The sequence below is a fragment of the Streptococcus sp. HMSC061E03 genome (genome assembly GCF_001813505.1).
In the GTDB taxonomy this organism is placed as follows: domain Bacteria; phylum Bacillota; class Bacilli; order Lactobacillales; family Streptococcaceae; genus Streptococcus.
On the sequence record NZ_KV812801.1, the window covers coordinates 123,239 to 143,304 of the forward strand.

The window sequence follows — 20,066 nt, forward strand, 5'->3', positions numbered from 1 at the left end:
CTAACGAATGACCGATTTCTGTCCCACTCTCTATTTTTCTTTGTATCAAAAAAATGTACTTAAAATACAAAAAAGCATATATAATAGCTTGTCTTCTCAAAGTAAATCGATTATAATGAAAAAAGATGGGTTGTGTAAAAAATCACAATATGTAGTGATAATTTTTCGACTCACATACCTTATCTAGTAAACGTAGAAAAAGGAGAAAAATCGTTTATGAAAAAGTGGCTCTATTCTGTTGTGACAACAGTTGCCCTATTTTTATTAGCGGCTTTAGGATTTGCCAAACCCAATAGTCCAGCTAAAGTCCATGCAGATACGATCAATGATGTTGTGACATCTGTAAACATCTCGAAATCAACTGGTGGAGCGATTACAGATCCACTCGGTGTTTGGGAGAGTTTTCAAGTTGAAGCAAACTTTGTGTTGCCAAATGGACGTGTAAAAAAGGGAGATCAGACCGTTATCCAACTTGGAGATGACTTTAAGGTCTTTGAAACGGACACCATTGACCTGCTGGATCCAAGTGGTCAAAAGGTTGCGACAGCAACGGTAGATGATCAAAGAAAGGTCATCACCGTAACCTATACGGACTATCCTGAAAGAATGGCCAATGTGACAGGGAAACTGCGTTTCTTTGCACGTGTAGACCACCAAGTCGTCAAAGGACAAAAGACACTTGATTTTACTCTTACGATCGATAAGAAAGTGATTTCAGGTGGAAATATCGATTACAAAGGGGTCAATCCAGGTGAGAATCCTCCTACTCCAGAAGTCTTTAGCAAGTGGGGGTGGACCAACTCAGACGATAAATTAAAATTGACCTATACCTTGAACATCAATCAAGGCCACACAGCCCTTCATAATATTGACATTAAAGACCAATTGGCCTTACAGATGGGAAGATCAAAGCAGATTCTGTCAACATCCATACAGGAACTTGGCAGGTCAGTGACGAAGATGGGGCTTATCATTTAAAAGATACCACAAACGTCACCAAGAATTATTCCCCTGTTGTCAGCGCTGATGGTCGTTCTCTAACGGTTCATATTGGAGATCTAGCTCCTGAACAAGGGATGACTGTTCGCTATGATGTCTATTTGGACAAGGTCCCAGCCATCAATACATCCTTTAAAAACAATGCTAGCATGACAGCTACAGAAATCAAGGAACAAAATAAGGTTGCAGACATTCTGTATCAGTTCCTTGATGGAGACTTCAATGGTGAGAAATATTCCTTCACCATTCACAAAAAAGGTGAAAATGGTCAAGCGCTTGCAGGTGCTGTCTTTGCTGTGACAGCAGATGATACTGGTGAGCAAGTGGGAACCATCACGACAGATGAGAATGGTGTTGGCACCATTACGGGCTTGATCAAACAAGCTTATACGGTTCAAGAAATTCAAGCTCCAACAGGCTATGTTCTCTCAGAAGAACCTATCAAGATCAGCAAGGACGATTTTGGAAATGACCTCGCGATTTCTCGTGATGTTGTGAACCAAAAAGAAAAAACAAGTGTCTCTGGTCAAAAGACATGGAATGACAATGACGATCAAGATGGCAAGCGTCCATCAAAAATCATAGTCAATCTCCTAGCAAATGGCGTCAAAGTCGCTTCTAAAGAAGTGAAACCAGATGCAGCAGGAACTTGGGCTTATCATTTTGATAATCTCGATGTGGTCGATGATGCTGGTAATGTCATTGCCTACACTGTTTCAGAAGAACCTGTTGAAGGCTATGAAACAACTATCGAAGGAAGCAATATTACCAACAGTCGGACACCAGAAGTTGTTGAGATTCCAGTAACGAAAGTTTGGAAAGACAATGAAAACCAAGATGGCGTTCGTCCTGACAAGGTCACTGTTCGTCTCCTTGCAGATGGTCAAGAAGTAGCTAGCCAAGAGCTAAGTGCAGCGACTGATTGGAAGACAGTCTTTACCAATCTTCCAAAATACAATCACGGCAAACAAATTGTCTACACAGTCACAGAAGACACAGTAGCCAATTACTCTGTTGCGATTGATGGAACAACCATTACCAATAGCTACAAGCCAGGTAAAACCAGCGTCACTGTTACAAAACGTTGGGAAGACAACAATGACCAAGATGGCAAACGTCCAAGCACCATTAAGGTACAGCTCTATGCAGATGGCAAAGCTCAAGGAAAAGAAGTGGAACTTTCTGCTAAAAATAACTGGACCCATACCTTTAGCGATTTGCCTCTAAAAGCGAAAGGCAAAGAGATTCAGTACCAAGTGAAAGAAGTTGGGACAGTCAAAGGCTATTCTAGTACGGTCGATGACAGTAACAAGGGAAATGTAGTGATTACCAATAGCCGCACACCAGAAGTAACAGAAGTAGCGGTCAAGAAGATCTGGGATGATGCAGACAATAAAGATGGTCTTCGTCCTGAAAAAATCACAGTTCGTCTCCTTGCGGATGGTCAAGAAGTAGCTGTAAAAGAAATCACAGCTACTGATAATTGGCAGGCAAGCTTCACGGATCTACCTGTATACAAGGAAGGTAAGAAGATTGCCTACACGATTACAGAGGATCCAGTAGCAGGTTATACAAGCAACATTGATGGTTTCACGGTAACGAATCGTCATACTCCACCGACGACTCCACCGACAACCCCTCCAAGCACCCCGCCAACGACTCCTCCTACAACCCCACCAACGACACCGCCAACAACTCCTCCTACAACTCCACCGACGACACCACCAACAACGCCGCCAAGCACACCGGAAAAACCAGAAACTCCAACTACACCAAAAGAAGGAAAGAAAAAAATTCTTCCATCAACTGGTGAAGTTGTTGCTTACGGGTTGACCATACTCGGTGCACTCTTAGCAATTTTTGCTTTGGCTTTGCTCTTGCGTGGTAAACGGAAAGAGAAATAAGCTTCATACCGATAAAGAGGCTGGGACAAAAGTCCTAGCCTCTCAATTGTTTTTGGATTGTCGAGCAAGACGCAGTTGTTGAGTGGGCTCTAATACGCTGATTTCATCAGCTTATACAGGCCTACTCAACTGTGCGGAGGTGGAACGACGAAATCGAATTCTAACGAATGACCGATTTCTGTCCCACTCTCTTTTGAATAAGTTGCTTGAAGAATGTTCCATCAAACCGTCCAAATTCCCAAGGTTCTTTTTAGAAAAGAGAAAAGCTCCTCTCAAAGGAAACATAAGTGTTTGACAGAAAGATGAAATCTTGGTAGAATAAGAAGGTCGAATAGACAACTAACTCTTTCTTGGTAGCAGGATATGCCAAACCTGCCACTCGGATAGAGCATAAAGAAAAGGAGCTTATCATGGCAATCTCAAAAGAGAAAAAAAATGAAATCATTGCACAATACGCACGTCACGAAGGTGACACTGGTTCAGTAGAAGTACAAGTTGCTGTCCTTACTTGGGAAATCAACCACTTGAACGAACACATCAAACAACACAAAAAAGACCACGCTACTTACCGTGGTTTGATGAAGAAAATCGGTCGCCGTCGTAACTTGTTGGCTTACCTTCGTACAAACGACGTTAACCGTTACCGTGAGTTGATCAACTCTCTTGGACTTCGTCGTTAATCTTGCGTCTAAAACGTTTCTATACTTCGTTGACTTCGCCTCGATGTACCGTCAGTACAATCTTCGGTTCGTCGCCTTGTCTAGAAACGTTTTATCTAGCAAGAATGGAGCTCTCTGGATTCAGAGGGCTTTTTTCTTGTCTTTTCCTTATCGAACGAGATTCATCATTCTGAGGAAGTCGTTTTATTTGACAGATGTAATGTCTAGAGTTACAATTGATGCATCATAAGAAATAGAGGTTATCGATATGATTGAAATTACATATCTAGACAGTGCAAAACAAGAAAGAGTCATGCATTTTGATTCCTACGAAGAGTTTGAACGCTCCCAACAAGCTTGCTTGATTGGGGTAGCAGATTTTTATCCTGTTGTGAAACTGACCTATAATGGGCATGAGTTGGATTACCAAGGGACTTACGGGGATGTTTTCTTCTATTTGATGAAGCAAGATTTGACGCAGTACCAAAACTAAAGGAGAAAGAAAATGGCAAAAGCAATTACAGACGCAACATTTGAAGCAGAAACAAAAGAAGGTTTGGTCTTGGTAGACTTTTGGGCAACCTGGTGTGGTCCATGTCGCATGCAAGCTCCTATTTTAGAAAAATTATCGGAAGAACTTTCGGAAGATGAGTTAAAAATCCTAAAAATGGATGTGGATGAAAATCCAGAAACAGCGCGTGCTTTCGGCATTATGTCCATTCCAACCTTGCTCTTTAAAAAAGATGGGCAGGTTGTTAAACAAGTAGCAGGAGTGCATACCGCAGCACAAATTAAGGCAATTATTGCTGAGTTGAATTAATCACAAAACACTCCCATTTGAATATGGGAGTGTTTTTTACTATATAGTTGAATTATTTGTCTAACTTTTTGGGGTCAGTACAGCTACCTAACACTCTTCATTAATCCGTCACGGCACCTGTTCCATCAAAGCTCCAAGTCTCTTTGACATAAGTTGTCAATTGATCTATTGTTTTTTCATCGCCAACACATACAATGTTATATACCTTATCATCCTTTTGGAATGTCCAGAGAATAGTATAATTGCCTGATTTAAGACTCATATTTACTTGAATTGCTTCGTTTCCTCCAACGGTAACAGAAGATCTTGAAATCTTAACGACTTTATTTGTTTTGTTCATGCCACTTTCAAATCTTTTAGCCATCATATCAGGACCAAATTCCTCTCCTTCAGCTACATTTGCTTTTTCTCTATTGGAGGCATTTAAAATAATAGCATAATTACCACTTGGATCTCTGTATTCAATGTTATCTCCATTTTCTACAGATTCATATTTTTTCCAGTCACTCGGGATATTGACATATCCATAATCTGCTGAACCGATTCGTTTAGTTTCTTCAGAACTCTGATCACCATCTGATGTTTTTTTCTCTACCTTACTACTCGATTCTATAGTCTCTTTCACCACACTAGTGGAAGTAGATTCCGAAGATGATGGCCCACTGGACTCTTTCTTTGGACTGCTACAAGCAACAAGACTAACTAAAGACAAGACTGCAACAGCCACTAGTAGGGGCTTATTTTTCATGTTATCTCCTCATTGATAGATTTTTACTAACTAGTCTAACATATTCGCCAATGAATTCCTCACGGAATAAGTATCTATTCTCCCAATTCGGCACTGTAAGCAATGATTTGATCGACAGTGTCTGAAAGGAATTGGATGGTGTCGCGGAGTGGTTTGTCAGTCGAGATATCTGCTCCGATGATCATGGCTGACTCAAGTGGGGTCTTGCTGCCACCTGATTTGAGGAGGTCTAGCCAATCTTTGGCTCCGTTTTCGGAGTTCTTCAAATGCAAGTATCCCGCTGTTGAGATAACCAAGCCAGCTGAGTAAGTGTAGCTGTAAAGCCCCATGTAGTAGTGGCTTTGGCGCATCCAGGTCAAGGCTGCGTCGTCATCGATTTCAACGGCGTCTCCCCAGAATTCTGTCAAGACTTCCTTCATGATGCTATTGAGCTTGCTAGCGCCGAAGGTGCCACCTTCTTCGATCAGGGTGTAGACCTTGCGTTGGAAGGCTGCTTCCAACAAGTGAGTGATGAAGTTGTGGAAGTAGGTATCTGTCAAACGGTGAGCCAAAGCAAAGCGTTTTTGACGAGGATCGTCAAACTGGTGTTCCAAATAGTCGCTGAGGAGGAGCTCGTTAAAGGTAGAAGGAGCTTCCACATAGTAGGTCGACATGTGGGCGTTGAAGTAGCTTTGGTTGTTGTCTGAGAAGATGAATTGACCAGAGTGTCCGATTTCGTGGATCAGGGTGTAGACATCGCTCATCCGTCCTGTCCAACTCATGAGGACATAAGGATGGACACGGTAAGGATCGGCTGCATAACCACCGGAATCCTTGCCTTCATTGGCAGCAAAGTCGACCCAACGTTCGGTTTGGTAGCGGGCAATTTCGCGGGAATATTCTTCCCCAAGAGGAGCTACAGATTTCATGACCAAGTCATAAGCGTCATCAATGGTGACATCTGGGTTGAGCGCACTGTCTAAGTCCAACTTCCAATCAGCAAAAGTCATTTTCTCAAGGCCGTTGACCTTGGCCACGTGTTTGAGGAATTTTTGAGCGACCGGAGCGAAGTCTTTCATGATCAGGTCGATCTGACGGTCAAACATGGCACGATCCACTTCCTGTTCAGCCAAGAGATAGTCAAAGACTGAGTCGTAACCTCGCATGTCTGCGATCAGTTTTTCTGCTTTGACTTGGGCTAGATAGGTGGCAGCAGCCGTGTTTTGGTGCTTGCGGAGACCTTCTGAGAAGGAACGAAAGGCTTTTTCACGAACTTCCGCATTCTCATGGTTTTGGTAGAAGTTTTCATAGGTAACAAAGCTATTCTTGTAAACTTTTCCATCCACTTCAAAATCAGCCATTTCAAAGTCGCCTGCCCGCATCTTGGTATAGATGTCTTGAGGCCCGTAGAAGACTTCACCAAGGTTGGTCAGAGTTTTTTCCACATCAGCTCCCAAGTAGTGAGCTTTTTTGATTTTAGCCTGACGAATGGCAAAAGTGAGGTGAGGGAGTTGTCCGAGACGTTCAAGGACTTCTTCATCCGCTTCTACCAAAGCATCGTCAAAGAAGGAAAGTTCAACGCTCGCCCAAGTTTCAAAATCCATCCCCGCTTGGGCAATTTCCGCAAAAGCTTCATCGCCAAAGTCAGTGGTTTGGGGCATAAAGCTGTAGTTACCAATGTGGCTGAGTTGGATCTGAATTTGTTCAAAAATCGCAAATGCGGCTTCAAAGTCTTCAAAGGTGTGGAGGTTGCCCTTGTAGTTACGGACAAATTCATTGATTTCTTCACGTGTTTTTTCAATGGCGCGCAAGAAGTCTTCCTGTTCTTGGTAGAGGGCTGTGAGGTCCCAGAGTTCGTTCTCAGGAAATTCAGAACGTTTTTTTAATTCCATAATGTTCTCCTTTTGATCGGTATTCTTCCTTAAGTATAGCAGAAAAAAGGACAGAAACATAGAGGGAGAGGGGAAAATGCTTGTGTAAAAATCTTGAAAAGAGCTGGAAAAATCGACCATTTTTGATATACTAGGATAGATATGAGGAGGTTTTTATGAAAAAGGTTATGATTTCACTACTGGCGGGTGCGTCCGTTCTAGCTCTGGTGGCTTGTGCACCCAAACGTTATGAACGCCAAAGCAAACCAAAAACGGCCACATCATCGGCGGTTAAAAAAGAAAAGAAGGATACAGGTCAGAAGCACTATCAAGAGGTTTTGGAGCGGTATGCTAAGTATGATACAGCTCTTAAAAATGGGGATAAAGCAGGCCTGTTTGCGGAATTGGGGAAATCACCAGCCGGTTCAGAAGAAAATATCTATCTAGATGCTTTGGAACGCTTGGGAACTCCCGTAACTTTCCAGTATGCTTTTACAGACTTGAACCAAGATGGTGTGGATGAGCTCTTGGTATCTAATCAATACACGGGAAACAAACAGTATGTTTCTGCTATCTATTACCTTAAAGGTCAAAAAGCTGAATTGCTCCATACAGCTTATACAGCTGCGGTGGGTGGCTATCGCTCCAGCTTAGATGTTTTTGACAATGGACAAATCGTCTATGCTACTTGGCAATCTGTGAATCCAGAAATGGAATTGACCCTTTATTCGCTAGGAAAAGGGGAGGCTAAGGAAGAAAAGAAAGCGACGATTCAAATTGGTGGGGATCAAACAGCGGAGCAAGCTCTTGGGATGTCAGCTAAGAAGTTAGACCTCACTAAGCTCGATTGGAAAAATTTTGACGGTACAGGGGATTCCAAATCAACAGCGAAAGCAGAAGAGAAAAAATCGGGAAGCTTCCAAGTACAAGTTAGCGTAGCTGATCTTCGTATTCGGAAAGAACCGTCTACCTCCGCCTCATCTGCAGGAATGATCGCAAAAGGAACTCACACCATTACGGAAACTGTAGAGGCAGATGGCCATACCTGGGGCAAATTGGAATCTGGACAAGGATGGATCGCCCTTGACTTCACAACGCGGGTGGATGGAAATGCCGATCCTGCTCCTGCCAAAACAAGCACTGAGATGAATCTGGATGAAATAAAAGCTGGAAATTTCTCAAGTGTAGCGGGAGTTTGGAAAAATAAGTACGGTACGAGCATTGAGTTTGATGCGCAAGGAATTGTGAAAGTCAATGGTAGTGCTGTCAATGGTGTTCAATTTTCTGGTTTTTACTTCAAGGAGGGTAATCTACACGGAGTTAGTCGGATGCCTGGGGCAACGAATGAAACGCCTATTCTTTTCATTCCTTCAAGAGAAGGTGGTAGTGAATCCATTTACTGGAGTAAGAGTGATGCTACGAATGGGAACGATTTGTACTACCGTGTGGACTAAAAAAAGGAGACAAGCATGAAAAAAATAGGAACATATTTACTAGCTGCAGCCCTCTTGCTTTCTCTGGCAGCTTGCACCCCAAAACGCTATGAGCGTAAGCACAGTCTAGTAGGAGCTTCATCGGTCAAAAAATCATCTGACAAAGCCCAAGAAAATGAGCAAACAGAAGAAGCTAAGTCAGATGAACTTGATAAAGAAGCCATTGGGACCTTGTCAAAAGCAGACCAAGCGGACATCTATTCGATCATTGAAAACAGTGCGTCTTTGACCTATTCACTTCAGGTGCAACCGACTCGTTTGCTGGAGTTGAACAACGATCACAGTGCAGTTGAAGGCTACTCGCAAGACATGTTCATTGATTACTACAATACCTACACGCCGGGAACTTATAATTTACAAGATGTCATTGATAAATTGAATGCTGAAGAGACCTCGGACTCTATCCGTAGTCTGTCACAAGACCAGCTGATCCAACTGACAAACGAAAAGAAGGACGGCTGGATCTATTCGACAAAAGACAAGGCCTTCTACGAAATTGTAGCTGGTGGTCGTGGCGGAGCGATGCCACCGATGGAAATCCCTTCACCGGATGAATGGGTGATCAATGAAGATTCAGTTGAAGTGACAACGACTATCCAAGGAACTTCCGACCCATACAGACGTTTTGTCTTGAAACGAAACAATAAGGACTACAAGGGTGGAACACACAAAACACGCTTTTATGTCGACAGCACTGAATTCGCAAAATCGTAAAAATAATCAAAAGCTATATCCAGCTCTAAAATTTTTATATAGAACTTGCTGAAGAATCAAAGAAAAAGGCCCTCAAAGCCTTTTTCTTTTGGGCTTGAATATGTTAAAATAAAAGGTATACGTGCTTGGATACAAAGATGAGGATATAACATACAGATAGGCTGTTGAAATTCCTATCTCGTTGAGTTGCTTGACGCCTTGGTATCTTGAGTAACTGAACCCGGCCGAAAAGCTGTGTAAAAAAGATAAACTGTCTTGTCTTCATCGAAGACTTCGTCAGTTTCCTATTTTTACTTTGCTTTTGGCGGCCTAAGTATCTTGATAGTTGAACACGGGCTAAATTCCTAGTGAAAAAGATAGATTTCCTAGTGTGCGTGGCACACTGCGTCAATCTCCTATTTTCATACGGGATTCTTCACGCCCTTTGTATCCTGATTTTTGTAGGCAAGTCGTATAATTTTATCAATCCAAAGGGGATTACAATGACAAAACAAGTGTTTCAAACGACTTTTGCGGGTCGTGAGTTGATCGTAGAGACTGGTCAGGTTGCTAAGCAAGCAAATGGATCTGTTGTCGTGCGTTACGGTGAGTCAACTGTCTTGACGGCAGCTGTCATGTCTAAGAAGATGGCAACTGGGGATTTCTTCCCACTTCAAGTCAACTACGAAGAGAAAATGTATGCGGCTGGGAAATTTCCTGGTGGCTTTATGAAACGTGAAGGACGTCCTTCAACAGATGCGACCTTGACAGCGCGTTTGATTGACCGTCCAATCCGTCCAATGTTTGCGGAAGGTTTCCGTAATGAAGTGCAGGTCATCAATACTGTGCTTTCTTACGATGAAAATGCATCTGCACCAATGGCAGCCATGTTTGGTTCATCCTTGGCACTTTCTATCTCAGATATTCCGTTTGACGGACCAATCGCTGGGGTCCAAGTAGGTTATGTTGATGGTCAAATCATCATCAACCCTACTCAAGAACAAGCAGAGCAATCTCTTCTTGAATTGACAGTAGCTGGTACAAAACACGCTATCAACATGGTAGAGTCTGGTGCCAAAGAATTGTCAGAAGAAATCATGTTGGAAGCTCTTCTTAAAGGACACGAAGCCGTTAAAGAATTGATTGCCTTCCAAGAAGAAATCGTTGCGGCAGTTGGTAAGGAAAAAGCAGAAGTAGAATTGCTTCATGTAGATGCTGACTTGCAGGCTGAAATCATCGCAGCTTACAACAGCGACCTTCAAAAAGCTGTTCAAGTTGAAGAAAAATTGGCGCGTGAAGCTGCAACTCAAGCCGTGAAAGACCAAGTCACAGCAGTTTATGAAGAAAAATATGCAGACCACGAAGAATTTGACCGTATCATGCGGGATGTGGCTGAAATCTTGGAACAAATGGAACACGCAGAAGTGCGCCGTTTGATTACAGAAGACAAGGTTCGTCCGGATGGTCGTAAGGTTGATGAAATCCGTCCTTTGGATGCACAAGTCGACTATCTTCCTCGTGTGCACGGTTCAGGTCTCTTCACTCGTGGACAAACTCAAGCTCTTTCTATCTTGACTTTGGCGCCAATGGGGGAAACGCAAATCATCGATGGTTTGGACCCAGAGTACAAGAAACGCTTTATGCACCACTATAACTTCCCACAATACTCTGTAGGGGAAACTGGTCGTTACGGTGCACCTGGTCGTCGTGAAATTGGTCACGGTGCTCTTGGTGAGCGTGCGCTTGCTCAAGTCTTGCCAAGCTTGGAAGAATTCCCATATGCCATCCGTTTGGTAGCAGAAGTCTTGGAATCAAACGGTTCTTCATCTCAAGCATCTATCTGTGCAGGAACACTTGCCCTTATGGCTGGTGGTGTGCCAATCAAGGCTCCAGTAGCAGGTATTGCCATGGGTCTGATCTCAGATGGAAACAACTACACCGTATTGACAGATATCCAAGGTTTGGAAGACCACTTTGGAGATATGGACTTTAAGGTTGCAGGGACGCGTGACGGGATTACAGCCCTTCAAATGGATATCAAGATCCAAGGGATCACTGCAGAAATATTGACTGAAGCGCTTGCCCAAGCCAAGAAAGCTCGTTTTGAAATCCTTGATGTGATTGAAGCAACCATTCCAGAAGTTCGTCCAGAATTGGCTCCAACTGCTCCGAAAATTGATACGATCAAGATTGATGTGGACAAGATTAAGATTGTCATCGGTAAGGGTGGAGAAACGATTGATAAGATCATCGCTGAAACAGGCGTTAAGATTGATATCGATGAAGAAGGGAACGTATCGATCTACTCGAGCGACCAAGCAGCCATTAACCGCGCTAAAGAAATCATTGCTGGTTTGGTTCGTGAAGCTAAAGTGGACGAAGTCTACCATGCTAAAGTTGTGCGTATCGAGAAATTCGGTGCCTTTGTCAACCTCTTTGACAAAACTGATGCCCTCGTTCACATCTCTGAAATGGCTTGGACTCGTACTAACCGTGTCGAAGACTTGGTAGCCATCGGTGATGAAGTCGATGTGAAGATTATCAAGATCGATGAAAAAGGTCGTGTCGATGCTTCTATGAAAGCACTTCTTCCTCGTCCTCCAAAACCAGAACATGCAGAAGACAAAGGGGATAAGGGTCATCGTCATGGCGATCGTCCTCGTCACCACAACAAAGATTATAAACCTAGAAAAGACTTTACCAAAGATCCAGGTGAAGCAACGAAAGAATAAGCATTTAAAAGAAAGGAGCACGGTATGGGATGGTGGCGTGAAACCATTGATATTGTAAAAGAAAATGACCCAGCAGCACGTACCTCGCTGGAGGTCCTCTTGACCTATCCAGGCGTCAAAGCGTTAGCTGCTCACCGTGTTTCTCACTTTTTGTGGAATCATGGCTTTAAGCTTCTAGCTCGGATGCATAGTCAGTTCTGGCGTTTTTGGACCCAGATCGAAATCCATCCAGGTGCGACCATTGCTTCGGGTGTCTTTATCGACCATGGAGCAGGCCTCGTTATTGGGGAAACAGCTATTGTTGAAAAAGGTGTCATGCTCTACCACGGGGTGACGCTCGGTGGAACTGGAAAGGATACAGGGAAGCGTCATCCAACGGTTCGTGAGGGAGCTTTGGTCTCCGCTCATGCTCAGGTCATCGGCCCGATTGAGATTGGAGCCAAGGCCAAAGTAGGAGCGGGAGCGGTCGTGGTCTCCGATGTACCGAGTGATGTGACCGTTGTCGGTATTCCTGCCAAGATTGTTCGTGTTCACGGTAAGAAGGATGAGCCAATCATTCACCAAGAAGAAGAAAAACGCGAATACTATGTGAATAAGATGGAGCATGCCAAGGAAGCCAGTCATCGGTCTTCTAGCTTGTAAGGAGATCGCTACGTGATTCAATCAACCAATACATTGAATGACCACCAACTACTGGAAGCAAAGGCCCTTATTGCCATCTGTCAGAACTATGACGGAACGTTTCGGGATCCTTATCTCTCCAATATGCTCAATTTTGATCCCGATATGCCGGCCTTTTTCCTTTATTATGAAAAAGGTGAACTTGTTGGCCTATTAACCGTCTATGCGGATGACCAAGATGTGGAAGTAGCGATCCTGGTCCATCCCAATCATCGCCGCCAGGGAATTGCGCGTGCTTTGTATGGAAGTTTTGAGAAAGAAACGGCATCTTATCCAATTGAGTCTGTGACTTTTCAGACAGAGCGTATTTTTCTAGAAAATCATCCTGATTTTTCCAGCAATTGGGGACTGGACGAGGATGAGGAGACAGAAACCTGGTTAGGACGTGATCGAACCGCTTATGCATTAGATTCCCGTTCGGATGTCGATGTGCTCTTGGCAGAACCTTCTTATCTTGAAGCCATTGCCCAGCTCCACCACCAAACCTTTTCAGATGAAGTGGAAGCACCGGAAGTGAGCCACAGATACATTTCAGAGGCTTTAAAGGATCCTGATAGTCTGCTGTACATATTACTCAAAGAAGGTCAAGTGATTGGCGTTTGTACGGTCGATGTATCTGGGAAATGCAATTACCTTTATGGACTTGCGATTGCTGAAGTCTATCGTGGGCAAGGCTACGGAAGCTATCTAGCCAAATCCCTCGTCAACCAAGTCATTGAGCAAAATGATAAGAAATTTCAGATTGCAGTGGAAGATAGCAATGTAGGTGCCAAACGCTTGTATGAAAAGATTGGCTTTGTCAAACAGACTCAGGTGGTTTATCTAGATAGGAAAGAGTGAATAAATATTACTAGAAGAATTTGAAAATGTACCTGCTGTTATCGAGCCAACTGATCGAAGCCTTCTTAGTAGTGGAGAAATTTGTGACACTATTATTCTGTCTTTTAATGGAGAGATAGTGGACAGAGTCAAGCAGATAGACGGAGTCTATGAAGGTGGTTATCTCACCAACCTAAATGGCAAATTTCCATGGTATATCTATGAAGTAGATGGACTTAAACTTGCAGTTGCTATGGCTACTATTGGAGCTCCAATGGTTGTGGGTTTCTTAGAAGAACTCAAAGCGAGAGGGTTTAACAACTTTATTGTTCTGGGCTCTTGTGGAGTTCTAGATCAGTCTATTCAAGCAGATAAAATTATTATACCAAGTTCAGCTCTACGTGATGAAGGTACAAGTTACCACTACGCTCCAGCAAGTGATGAGATTTATTATGATGAAGCGCTTTTCTCAACTCTGGAGAACGCTTTGAACAAATCTGGTATTGAGCACATTCGGACTAAAGCTTGGACGACAGATGCCTTCTATCGTGAAACAGCTGCTAAGGTTAAACGAAGACTTGCAGCAGGAGCGAAAGTTGTAGATATGGAAGCTTCGGCTATCATGGCTTGGGCTCAATATCGACAAGCCAAGGTCTATCAATTTTTCTACACGGCTGACTATGTGGATCATCACAATCACGAATGGGATGCTAGACGTGAAGATAGAAAAGCAGATGCTATGACTTTCTTTAAGATTGCTGTCGATATTGCGTTAGAGTTGGAAAAATGAGAATATAGATTCAAAATCTAGAAACAGAAAGGAAATGAAGCGTGTTAAAAATTTATGATACCATGTCTCGTGATTTGCGAGAATTTATCCCCATCGAGGAAGGAAAGGTCCGCATGTATGTTTGTGGGCCAACGGTTTACAACTATATCCACGTAGGGAATGCCCGCTCAACGGTGGCCTTTGACACGATTCGTCGCTACTTTGAGTATCGTGGCTACGAAGTTGCCTACATTTCCAACTTTACAGATGTGGATGATAAGATTATCAACCGTGCCAAAGAAGAAGGCATCACACCACAGGAAGTAGCAGACAAGTACATCGCGGCCTTCCGTGAGGATGTGACGGCTCTTGGCGTGAAGCCTGCAACCCGCCACCCTCGTGTGGTTGAGTTTATGGATGACATCATTCGTTTTGTCGCCGACTTGATCGAAAAAGGCTATGCCTATGAGAGCCAAGGCGATGTCTATTTCCGTGTGGAAAAATCCCACAACTATGCAAAATTAGCGAATAAAACCTTGGAAGACTTGGAGCTAGGAGCTTCTGGTCGGACAGATGAGGAAACAGCTCGCAAGGAAAATCCAGTCGACTTTGCCCTTTGGAAAGCTGCTAAACCAGGTGAGATTTCTTGGGATAGCCCATGGGGACCAGGTCGCCCAGGCTGGCACATCGAGTGTTCGGTCATGTCGACGGGGATTTTAGGCGATACCATTGATATCCACGGTGGTGGAGCCGACCTTGAGTTTCCGCACCATACTAATGAAATTGCCCAGTCTGAAGCTAAAACAGGCAAGACTTTTGCCAATTACTGGATGCACAATGGCTTTGTCAATATTGATAATGTCAAGATGTCCAAGTCCTTAGGCAACTTTATCACCGTGCATGATGCATTGAAGACTATCGACGGCCAAGTGCTTCGCTTCTTCTTTGCGACCCAGCATTACCGCAAGCCCATTAACTTCACAGAAAAAGCGGTGCGCGATGCGGAGACCAACCTCAAGTATTTGAAAAATACCTATGAGCAACCGTTCACAGGAGAAGTGGATACAGCAGAATTGCAAAGCTTTGTGGACAAGTTTATCGCGGCTATGGATGAAGATATCAATGCGGCAAACGGCATCACCGTCGTCTTTGAATTGGCTAAATGGATCAATTCAGGTCACTACAACCAAGACGTCAAGGATGCCTTGACCAAGATGTTAGAAGTCTTTGGAGTGGTCTTTGTCGAAGAAGTCTTGGATGCAGATATTGAAGCTTTGATCGCTGAACGTCAGGAAGCGCGGGCTAAGAAAGATTTTGCGCGAGCAGATGCCATTCGCGATGAATTGGCTGCACAAGGAATCAAGCTCTTGGATACAAAAGAAGGTGTAAGGTGGACACGTGATTGATGTCAATCTAATCAATGGGATCGCCCTTGCCTTTGAGGGAGATGCGGTCTATTCCATGTATATTCGCAGACACCTGATCTTTCAAGGGATGACCAAGCCCAATAAGCTTCACCAGGCTGCCACCCGCTATGTCTCAGCTAGGGCTCAGGCCAGCTTGATTGAAAGCATGCTGGAGCAAGAAATTCTGACGGGAAAAGAGTTGGAGATCTACAAGCGCGGTCGCAATACCAATAGCCATACCAAGGCCAAAAATGCGGATGTCGTGACCTATCGGATGTCGACGGGCTTTGAGGCTGTCATGGGTTATCTCCATATGACGGGAGAGCTCTCTCGTCTAGAAGAGCTGATTGACTGGTGCATCCAGCAAGTAGAAGAAGGAAGAAAGCAGTGAAAAATATCAGAGAGTGGTTTCCTCATGCAGAGGTGACGGATCAAGCCAATCCACCAGCTGGTTATGTAGCCATTCCCCTTCGGGCTCATCAATGGCTGCTGCTGAAGGAAGAAGAGCTAACCGAGCGAGAAAAACAATTGATTTCCTGGTTGGGCGGTGAAGAAGAGGTTGCCCCTAATCCTTGGTACCAGTACCTGATCGATGGAAAGGGAGAAGCCCCTCAAGTCATCAAAAAAATGCAGCTCGTCTATTGCCATATCTCGCATTCAACAGCGGAAGGGACGGCTTCTTGGCTAGAGATGATGCAGACACTCTTGCCCAACTTCCGAGCAACCTTGCAACTGAGTGGACAGGACTACGTGCTCATTCTGGACCAAGACCAGTCGCTGCCTGTAGCTGCTATCTTAAAAGATACTGTCTCTGCCATGGAGTATGATTTTAACATTCGTTTATCTATCCTGGTCGGGCAAGTATGGACCGAGTCAAAAGAAGGAAAAGTGTCTCCGGTTATCCGAGCAGAACAGGCGGTCTTTCGAGCTTGGATCCGAGAAGGTCATCAAGGCGTCTATCGCTTTTCTCAACTCTATCTGTGGGGGATCGAGCAGGCAGGTCTGGATCTTACCCCGATCAAAGAACGCTTGTATCAGTTGATTGAAAGTCAAGATCAATTGCAAGACATCATTGTCGCTCTTTGGGAAAATGGGGCAGTCGTGACCAAGGCGGCCCAGCAACTCTATCTCCATCGCAATTCGCTCCAATACAAGATTGATAAGTGGGAAGAGCTAACGGGTCTCCAGTTGAAAAGTCTGACAGATCTGGCTCTTTGCTACCATTTAGTCTTGCAAGATGTCATTTAAACGGAATCAATCGAGAGTTTTGTGCAACTTGCACAAAACTCTTTTTCTTTTTTGTGAGACTTGCCATAGATTTGTAAAACGTTTTCATTTACAATAGAACTATAAAAATCAAAGGAGTACCATCATGGTAGAATTAAATCTTAAAAATATTTACAAAAAATATCCAAACAGCGAACACTACTCAGTAGAAGACTTCAACTTGGACATCAAAGACAAAGAATTTATCGTTTTCGTAGGTCCTTCAGGATGTGGTAAATCAACGACTCTTCGTATGATCGCTGGTCTTGAAGATATCACAGAAGGTGAATGTTCAATCGATGGCACTGTTGTAAACAACGTGGCACCTAAAGACCGTGATATCGCCATGGTATTCCAAAACTACGCTCTTTACCCACACATGACTGTATACGATAACATGGCTTTCGGTTTGAAATTGCGTAAATACAGCAAAGAAGACATCGACAAACGTGTACAAGAAGCAGCTGAAATCCTTGGCTTGAAAGAATTCTTGGATCGTAAACCAGCTGACCTTTCTGGTGGTCAACGTCAACGTGTGGCCATGGGACGTGCCATTGTCCGTGATGCAAAAGTGTTCTTGATGGACGAACCTTTGTCAAACTTGGATGCTAAACTTCGTGTATCCATGCGTGCTGAAATTGCGAAAATCCACCGTCGTATCGGAGCTACAACGATCTACGTAACTCACGACCAAACAGAAGCAATGACACTTGCTGACCGTATCGTTATCATGTCTGCTACTAAAAACCCTGCAGGTACTGGTACAATTGGACGTGTAGAACAAATCGGAACTCCACAAGAAGTGTACAAAAACCCAGTAAACAAATTCGTAGCTGGATTCATCGGAAGCCCTGCAATGAACTTCATTAACGTGAAATTGGAAGGTGGATACATCGTTGCCAATGGCTTGAATTTGAAAGTTCCAGAAGGTGCTTTGAAAGTTCTTCGTGAAAAAGGCTATGATGGTAAAGAAATCATCTTTGGTATCCGTCCAGAAGACGTGAATACAGAAGCTGCTTTCCTTGAAACATTCCCAGAATCAGTCGTGAAAGCAACCATCTCTGTATCTGAATTGCTTGGTTCAGAATCTCACTTGTACTGCCAAGTTGGTGACAACGAATTCATCGCTAAAGTAGATGCACGTGACTACCTTGGAACTGGTGAAACCATCGAACTTGGATTTGACTTGAACAAAGCTCACTTCTTCGACAAAGAAACTGAAAAAACAGTATACTAATACCTACTGAAACTGTAGAGACTGAGACGATATGTCTCGGTCTCTTTCATTTTAAGGAGACAAAACATGGAAAAAGACTGGTGGAAGGGGAAGGTCGCTTATCAGATCTACCCAAAAAGCTTTAAGGATAGCAATGGTGATGGCGTTGGAGATTTGAAAGGCATCACGGAGAAACTCGATTACCTTCAAGACTTAGGGATTGACATTCTCTGGTTATCCCCTATTTACAAGAGCCCTTTTATTGACCAGGGTTATGATATTTCCGACTATTATGCCATTGATCCTATTTTTGGGACTATGGAAGATATGGAGGAGCTGATTGCTGAAGGTAAGAAACGGGGCATTTCTATCATTATGGACTTGGTGGTTAACCACTGTTCGAGCCATCACGAATGGTTCCAAAAAGCTCTAGCAGATCCAGATGGTCCTTATGCGGATTACTTTTATTTCATCGAAAGTGACAAGGAACCCAACAATTGGGAAAGTTACTTTGGAGGCAGTGTCTGGGAACCAGTTCCTGGCACCAACAAATACTATCTCCATTCCTTCCACAAGGATCAGCCGGACCTCAATTGGCAAAATCCTGTCGTGCGCGAAGAGATTTACAAGATGATCAATTGGTGGTTGGACAAGGGAATCGCGGGCTTCCGGATCGATGCCATCATCAACATCAAAAAAGACCTGGAATGGCGTTCGCTTCCGTCTGATCGTGACAATGGCCTGGTTCCAGTACCGGAGTCTCTAGTCAATGCCCAACCGATTGAACCTTTCTTGCAAGAGTTAAAAGAGCGTACTTTCGCCAAGTACAATGCCTTCACAGTAGGGGAAGTTTTCAATGAAACCGACGAAGAATTGCATTTCTTCATTGGAAAAGATGGTGTCTTCTCTTCCATCTTTGATTTCAAACAAACCATGCTGGGTCAGGAAGGAAAAGGCTGGTTCGACCATGCTCTTCCAACTGCAGATGAACTCAAGGAAAGTATTTTCCAAGCGCATGAGCGCGCGGATAGCATTGGGGTGCTCTCGACCATCATTGAAAACCACGACGAACCTCGTGGTGTGTCCCACTATATCGCAGAAGGTCCGGTAAACGATACCAGTAAAAAGTCCTTGGGAACCATTCAGGTTTTACGCAAGGGAATTCCGTTTATCTATCAAGGCCAAGAAATTGGAATGGAAAACCAAGTCTTTGAATCGGTGGAGGATTTTGATGATATTGCGACTATCAATGGCTACCATGTTGCTAAAGAAGCTGGTTTGAGCGAGGAAGAAGCCTTAGCAGCGATTGCCAAATACAGCCGGGATAATGCGCGGACACCCATGCAATGGTCAGCAGAGCCAGGTCTGGGCTTTAGTGATGGACCAGCCTGGTTGATTAGTCCCAAACCAGATGTTGCCATTAATGTGGAAGATCAGGAAAAGGATCCCAATTCTATCTTGAATTATTACCGGCAGCTGACGGCCTTGTATCGCCATCCCCTCTATGGGAATACCATCCGGTTCGGAGATATGATCCCAGCGTATCGCGACCGTGAAAACATCATCGCCTTTGAACGCCGTGGGGACAAACGTCTCTTGGTTGTCAGCAATTTCCAAAATCGCCAGGCTACCTTGGAGTTGCCAGCTCCGATTAAAACAGTCGTTTTAAATAATACAGCAGGATTATTCCAAGAAGGAGACCAAGTGCTAGAATTAGCTCCTTACCAAACTGTTGTGTTGGAATTGGTGGAATAAGGAGAAACTTTGCATCAGTATTAGGATTTAATGTAGAATAGTATGTTCATTAAATATTCTGGAGAACATTATAAAAGTTTTCTATACTTTAGAATCAGTCAAGTATAAACTGAAACTTTCCGCTGTGAGAAAAGTGTTTGAAACATTATTGTTTCAAACACTCGGGAGTTTTGAGACCTTAGGCTCAAAACTAAGTCATGGAACTTCCTGGATTGCTGAAATCATCCACTGGATAATTTCACCTAACATCCGTACT

The 20,066-nt window shown here is 43.7% G+C and carries 16 protein-coding genes and 1 pseudogene; 15 read left to right on the forward strand and 2 right to left on the reverse strand.

The window, feature by feature from the left end; all coding sequences use genetic code 11:
* Positions 1 to 216 precede the first annotated feature (216 nt).
* The 4 genes and pseudogenes from HMPREF2917_RS09450 to trxA all read left to right on the forward strand — a co-directional run bounded on the left by HMPREF2917_RS09450 (position 217) and on the right by trxA (position 4,382).
* A pseudogene (locus HMPREF2917_RS09450) lies at positions 217 to 2,903 on the forward strand (Cna B-type domain-containing protein).
* A 410-nt stretch (positions 2,904 to 3,313) separates the two neighbouring features.
* Positions 3,314 to 3,583 carry a 30S ribosomal protein S15 gene (gene rpsO / locus HMPREF2917_RS09455; protein ID WP_003004251.1) on the forward strand — a complete coding sequence of 90 codons (270 nt, stop codon included), beginning with the start codon at positions 3,314 to 3,316 and terminating at the stop codon, positions 3,581 to 3,583.
* 247 nt (positions 3,584 to 3,830) lie between these two features.
* Positions 3,831 to 4,055, forward strand: a complete 225-nt coding sequence (locus HMPREF2917_RS09460; RefSeq protein WP_049475182.1) for a DUF4649 family protein — start codon at positions 3,831 to 3,833, stop codon at positions 4,053 to 4,055.
* A gap of 12 nt (positions 4,056 to 4,067) precedes the next feature.
* Entirely contained in the window at positions 4,068 to 4,382 is a 315-nt protein-coding gene (gene trxA, locus HMPREF2917_RS09465) for a thioredoxin (RefSeq protein WP_049475181.1), read from the forward strand.
* Between the two features lie 100 nt (positions 4,383 to 4,482).
* Here trxA and HMPREF2917_RS09470 read toward each other — a convergent pair whose 3' ends face one another.
* Both HMPREF2917_RS09470 and pepF read right to left on the reverse strand, forming a co-directional pair.
* A complete protein-coding gene (locus HMPREF2917_RS09470; RefSeq protein WP_049475180.1) occupies positions 4,483 to 5,130 on the reverse strand; it encodes a hypothetical protein in 648 nt (215 codons plus the stop codon).
* Positions 5,131 to 5,204: 74 nt separating this feature from the next.
* On the reverse strand, positions 5,205 to 7,001 hold the full coding sequence (gene pepF / locus HMPREF2917_RS09475; RefSeq protein WP_070590455.1) for an oligoendopeptidase F: 1,797 nt from the start codon (positions 6,999 to 7,001) through the stop codon (positions 5,205 to 5,207).
* A 155-nt stretch (positions 7,002 to 7,156) separates the two neighbouring features.
* Between pepF and HMPREF2917_RS09480 the strand changes: the two genes are divergently transcribed.
* The 11 genes from HMPREF2917_RS09480 (at position 7,157) to HMPREF2917_RS09530 (ending at position 19,810) form a co-directional block, all read left to right on the forward strand.
* The gene (locus HMPREF2917_RS09480; protein WP_070590456.1) at positions 7,157 to 8,434 is read left to right on the forward strand and encodes a DUF6287 domain-containing protein; all 1,278 of its coding nucleotides are present in this window, start codon (positions 7,157 to 7,159) and stop codon (positions 8,432 to 8,434) included.
* A gap of 15 nt (positions 8,435 to 8,449) precedes the next feature.
* Complete coding sequence (locus HMPREF2917_RS09485) at positions 8,450 to 9,187, forward strand: hypothetical protein (RefSeq protein WP_070590459.1); 738 nt, start codon at positions 8,450 to 8,452, stop codon at positions 9,185 to 9,187.
* Between the two features lie 482 nt (positions 9,188 to 9,669).
* Positions 9,670 to 11,898 carry a polyribonucleotide nucleotidyltransferase gene (gene pnp / locus HMPREF2917_RS09490; protein WP_070590461.1) on the forward strand — a complete coding sequence of 743 codons (2,229 nt, stop codon included), beginning with the start codon at positions 9,670 to 9,672 and terminating at the stop codon, positions 11,896 to 11,898.
* A gap of 24 nt (positions 11,899 to 11,922) precedes the next feature.
* On the forward strand, positions 11,923 to 12,540 hold the full coding sequence (gene cysE, locus HMPREF2917_RS09495) for a serine O-acetyltransferase (RefSeq protein WP_070590464.1): 618 nt from the start codon (positions 11,923 to 11,925) through the stop codon (positions 12,538 to 12,540).
* A 12-nt stretch (positions 12,541 to 12,552) separates the two neighbouring features.
* Positions 12,553 to 13,419 (forward strand): GNAT family N-acetyltransferase, encoded by an 867-nt coding sequence (locus HMPREF2917_RS09500; protein WP_070590466.1) that lies wholly within the window; start codon positions 12,553 to 12,555, stop codon positions 13,417 to 13,419.
* A 4-nt stretch (positions 13,420 to 13,423) separates the two neighbouring features.
* Complete coding sequence (locus tag HMPREF2917_RS09505; protein ID WP_070590468.1) at positions 13,424 to 14,188, forward strand: nucleoside phosphorylase; 765 nt, start codon at positions 13,424 to 13,426, stop codon at positions 14,186 to 14,188.
* 41 nt (positions 14,189 to 14,229) lie between these two features.
* A complete protein-coding gene (cysS, locus tag HMPREF2917_RS09510) occupies positions 14,230 to 15,573 on the forward strand; it encodes a cysteine--tRNA ligase (RefSeq protein WP_070590470.1) in 1,344 nt (447 codons plus the stop codon).
* Positions 15,566 to 15,964, forward strand: a complete 399-nt coding sequence (locus HMPREF2917_RS09515; protein WP_070590471.1) for a Mini-ribonuclease 3 — start codon at positions 15,566 to 15,568, stop codon at positions 15,962 to 15,964. Before cysS ends, HMPREF2917_RS09515 begins: the two co-directional genes overlap by 8 nt.
* A complete protein-coding gene (locus HMPREF2917_RS09520) occupies positions 15,961 to 16,821 on the forward strand; it encodes a helix-turn-helix domain-containing protein (protein WP_070590473.1) in 861 nt (286 codons plus the stop codon). Before HMPREF2917_RS09515 ends, HMPREF2917_RS09520 begins: the two co-directional genes overlap by 4 nt.
* A gap of 124 nt (positions 16,822 to 16,945) precedes the next feature.
* Positions 16,946 to 18,076, forward strand: coding sequence for an ABC transporter ATP-binding protein (locus tag HMPREF2917_RS09525; protein ID WP_031576152.1), 1,131 nt, complete (start codon positions 16,946 to 16,948; stop codon positions 18,074 to 18,076).
* A 66-nt stretch (positions 18,077 to 18,142) separates the two neighbouring features.
* Entirely contained in the window at positions 18,143 to 19,810 is a 1,668-nt protein-coding gene (locus HMPREF2917_RS09530; protein ID WP_070590474.1) for an alpha-glucosidase, read from the forward strand.
* Positions 19,811 to 20,066 lie beyond the last annotated feature (256 nt).

What these genes read in the sequence shown, in the direction of transcription:
- rpsO (WP_003004251.1), top strand. Translation starts at nt 3,314, where the DNA reads ATGGCAATCTCAAAAGAGAAAAAAAATGAAATCATTGCACAATACGCA.
- HMPREF2917_RS09460 (WP_049475182.1), top strand. Translation starts at nt 3,831, where the DNA reads ATGATTGAAATTACATATCTAGACAGTGCAAAACAAGAAAGAGTCATG.
- trxA (WP_049475181.1), top strand. Translation starts at nt 4,068, where the DNA reads ATGGCAAAAGCAATTACAGACGCAACATTTGAAGCAGAAACAAAAGAA.
- HMPREF2917_RS09470 (WP_049475180.1), bottom strand. Translation starts at nt 5,130, where the DNA reads ATGAAAAATAAGCCCCTACTAGTGGCTGTTGCAGTCTTGTCTTTAGTT.
- pepF (WP_070590455.1), bottom strand. Translation starts at nt 7,001, where the DNA reads ATGGAATTAAAAAAACGTTCTGAATTTCCTGAGAACGAACTCTGGGAC.
- HMPREF2917_RS09480 (WP_070590456.1), top strand. Translation starts at nt 7,157, where the DNA reads ATGAAAAAGGTTATGATTTCACTACTGGCGGGTGCGTCCGTTCTAGCT.
- HMPREF2917_RS09485 (WP_070590459.1), top strand. Translation starts at nt 8,450, where the DNA reads ATGAAAAAAATAGGAACATATTTACTAGCTGCAGCCCTCTTGCTTTCT.
- pnp (WP_070590461.1), top strand. Translation starts at nt 9,670, where the DNA reads ATGACAAAACAAGTGTTTCAAACGACTTTTGCGGGTCGTGAGTTGATC.
- cysE (WP_070590464.1), top strand. Translation starts at nt 11,923, where the DNA reads ATGGGATGGTGGCGTGAAACCATTGATATTGTAAAAGAAAATGACCCA.
- HMPREF2917_RS09525 (WP_031576152.1), top strand. Translation starts at nt 16,946, where the DNA reads ATGGTAGAATTAAATCTTAAAAATATTTACAAAAAATATCCAAACAGC.
- HMPREF2917_RS09530 (WP_070590474.1), top strand. Translation starts at nt 18,143, where the DNA reads ATGGAAAAAGACTGGTGGAAGGGGAAGGTCGCTTATCAGATCTACCCA.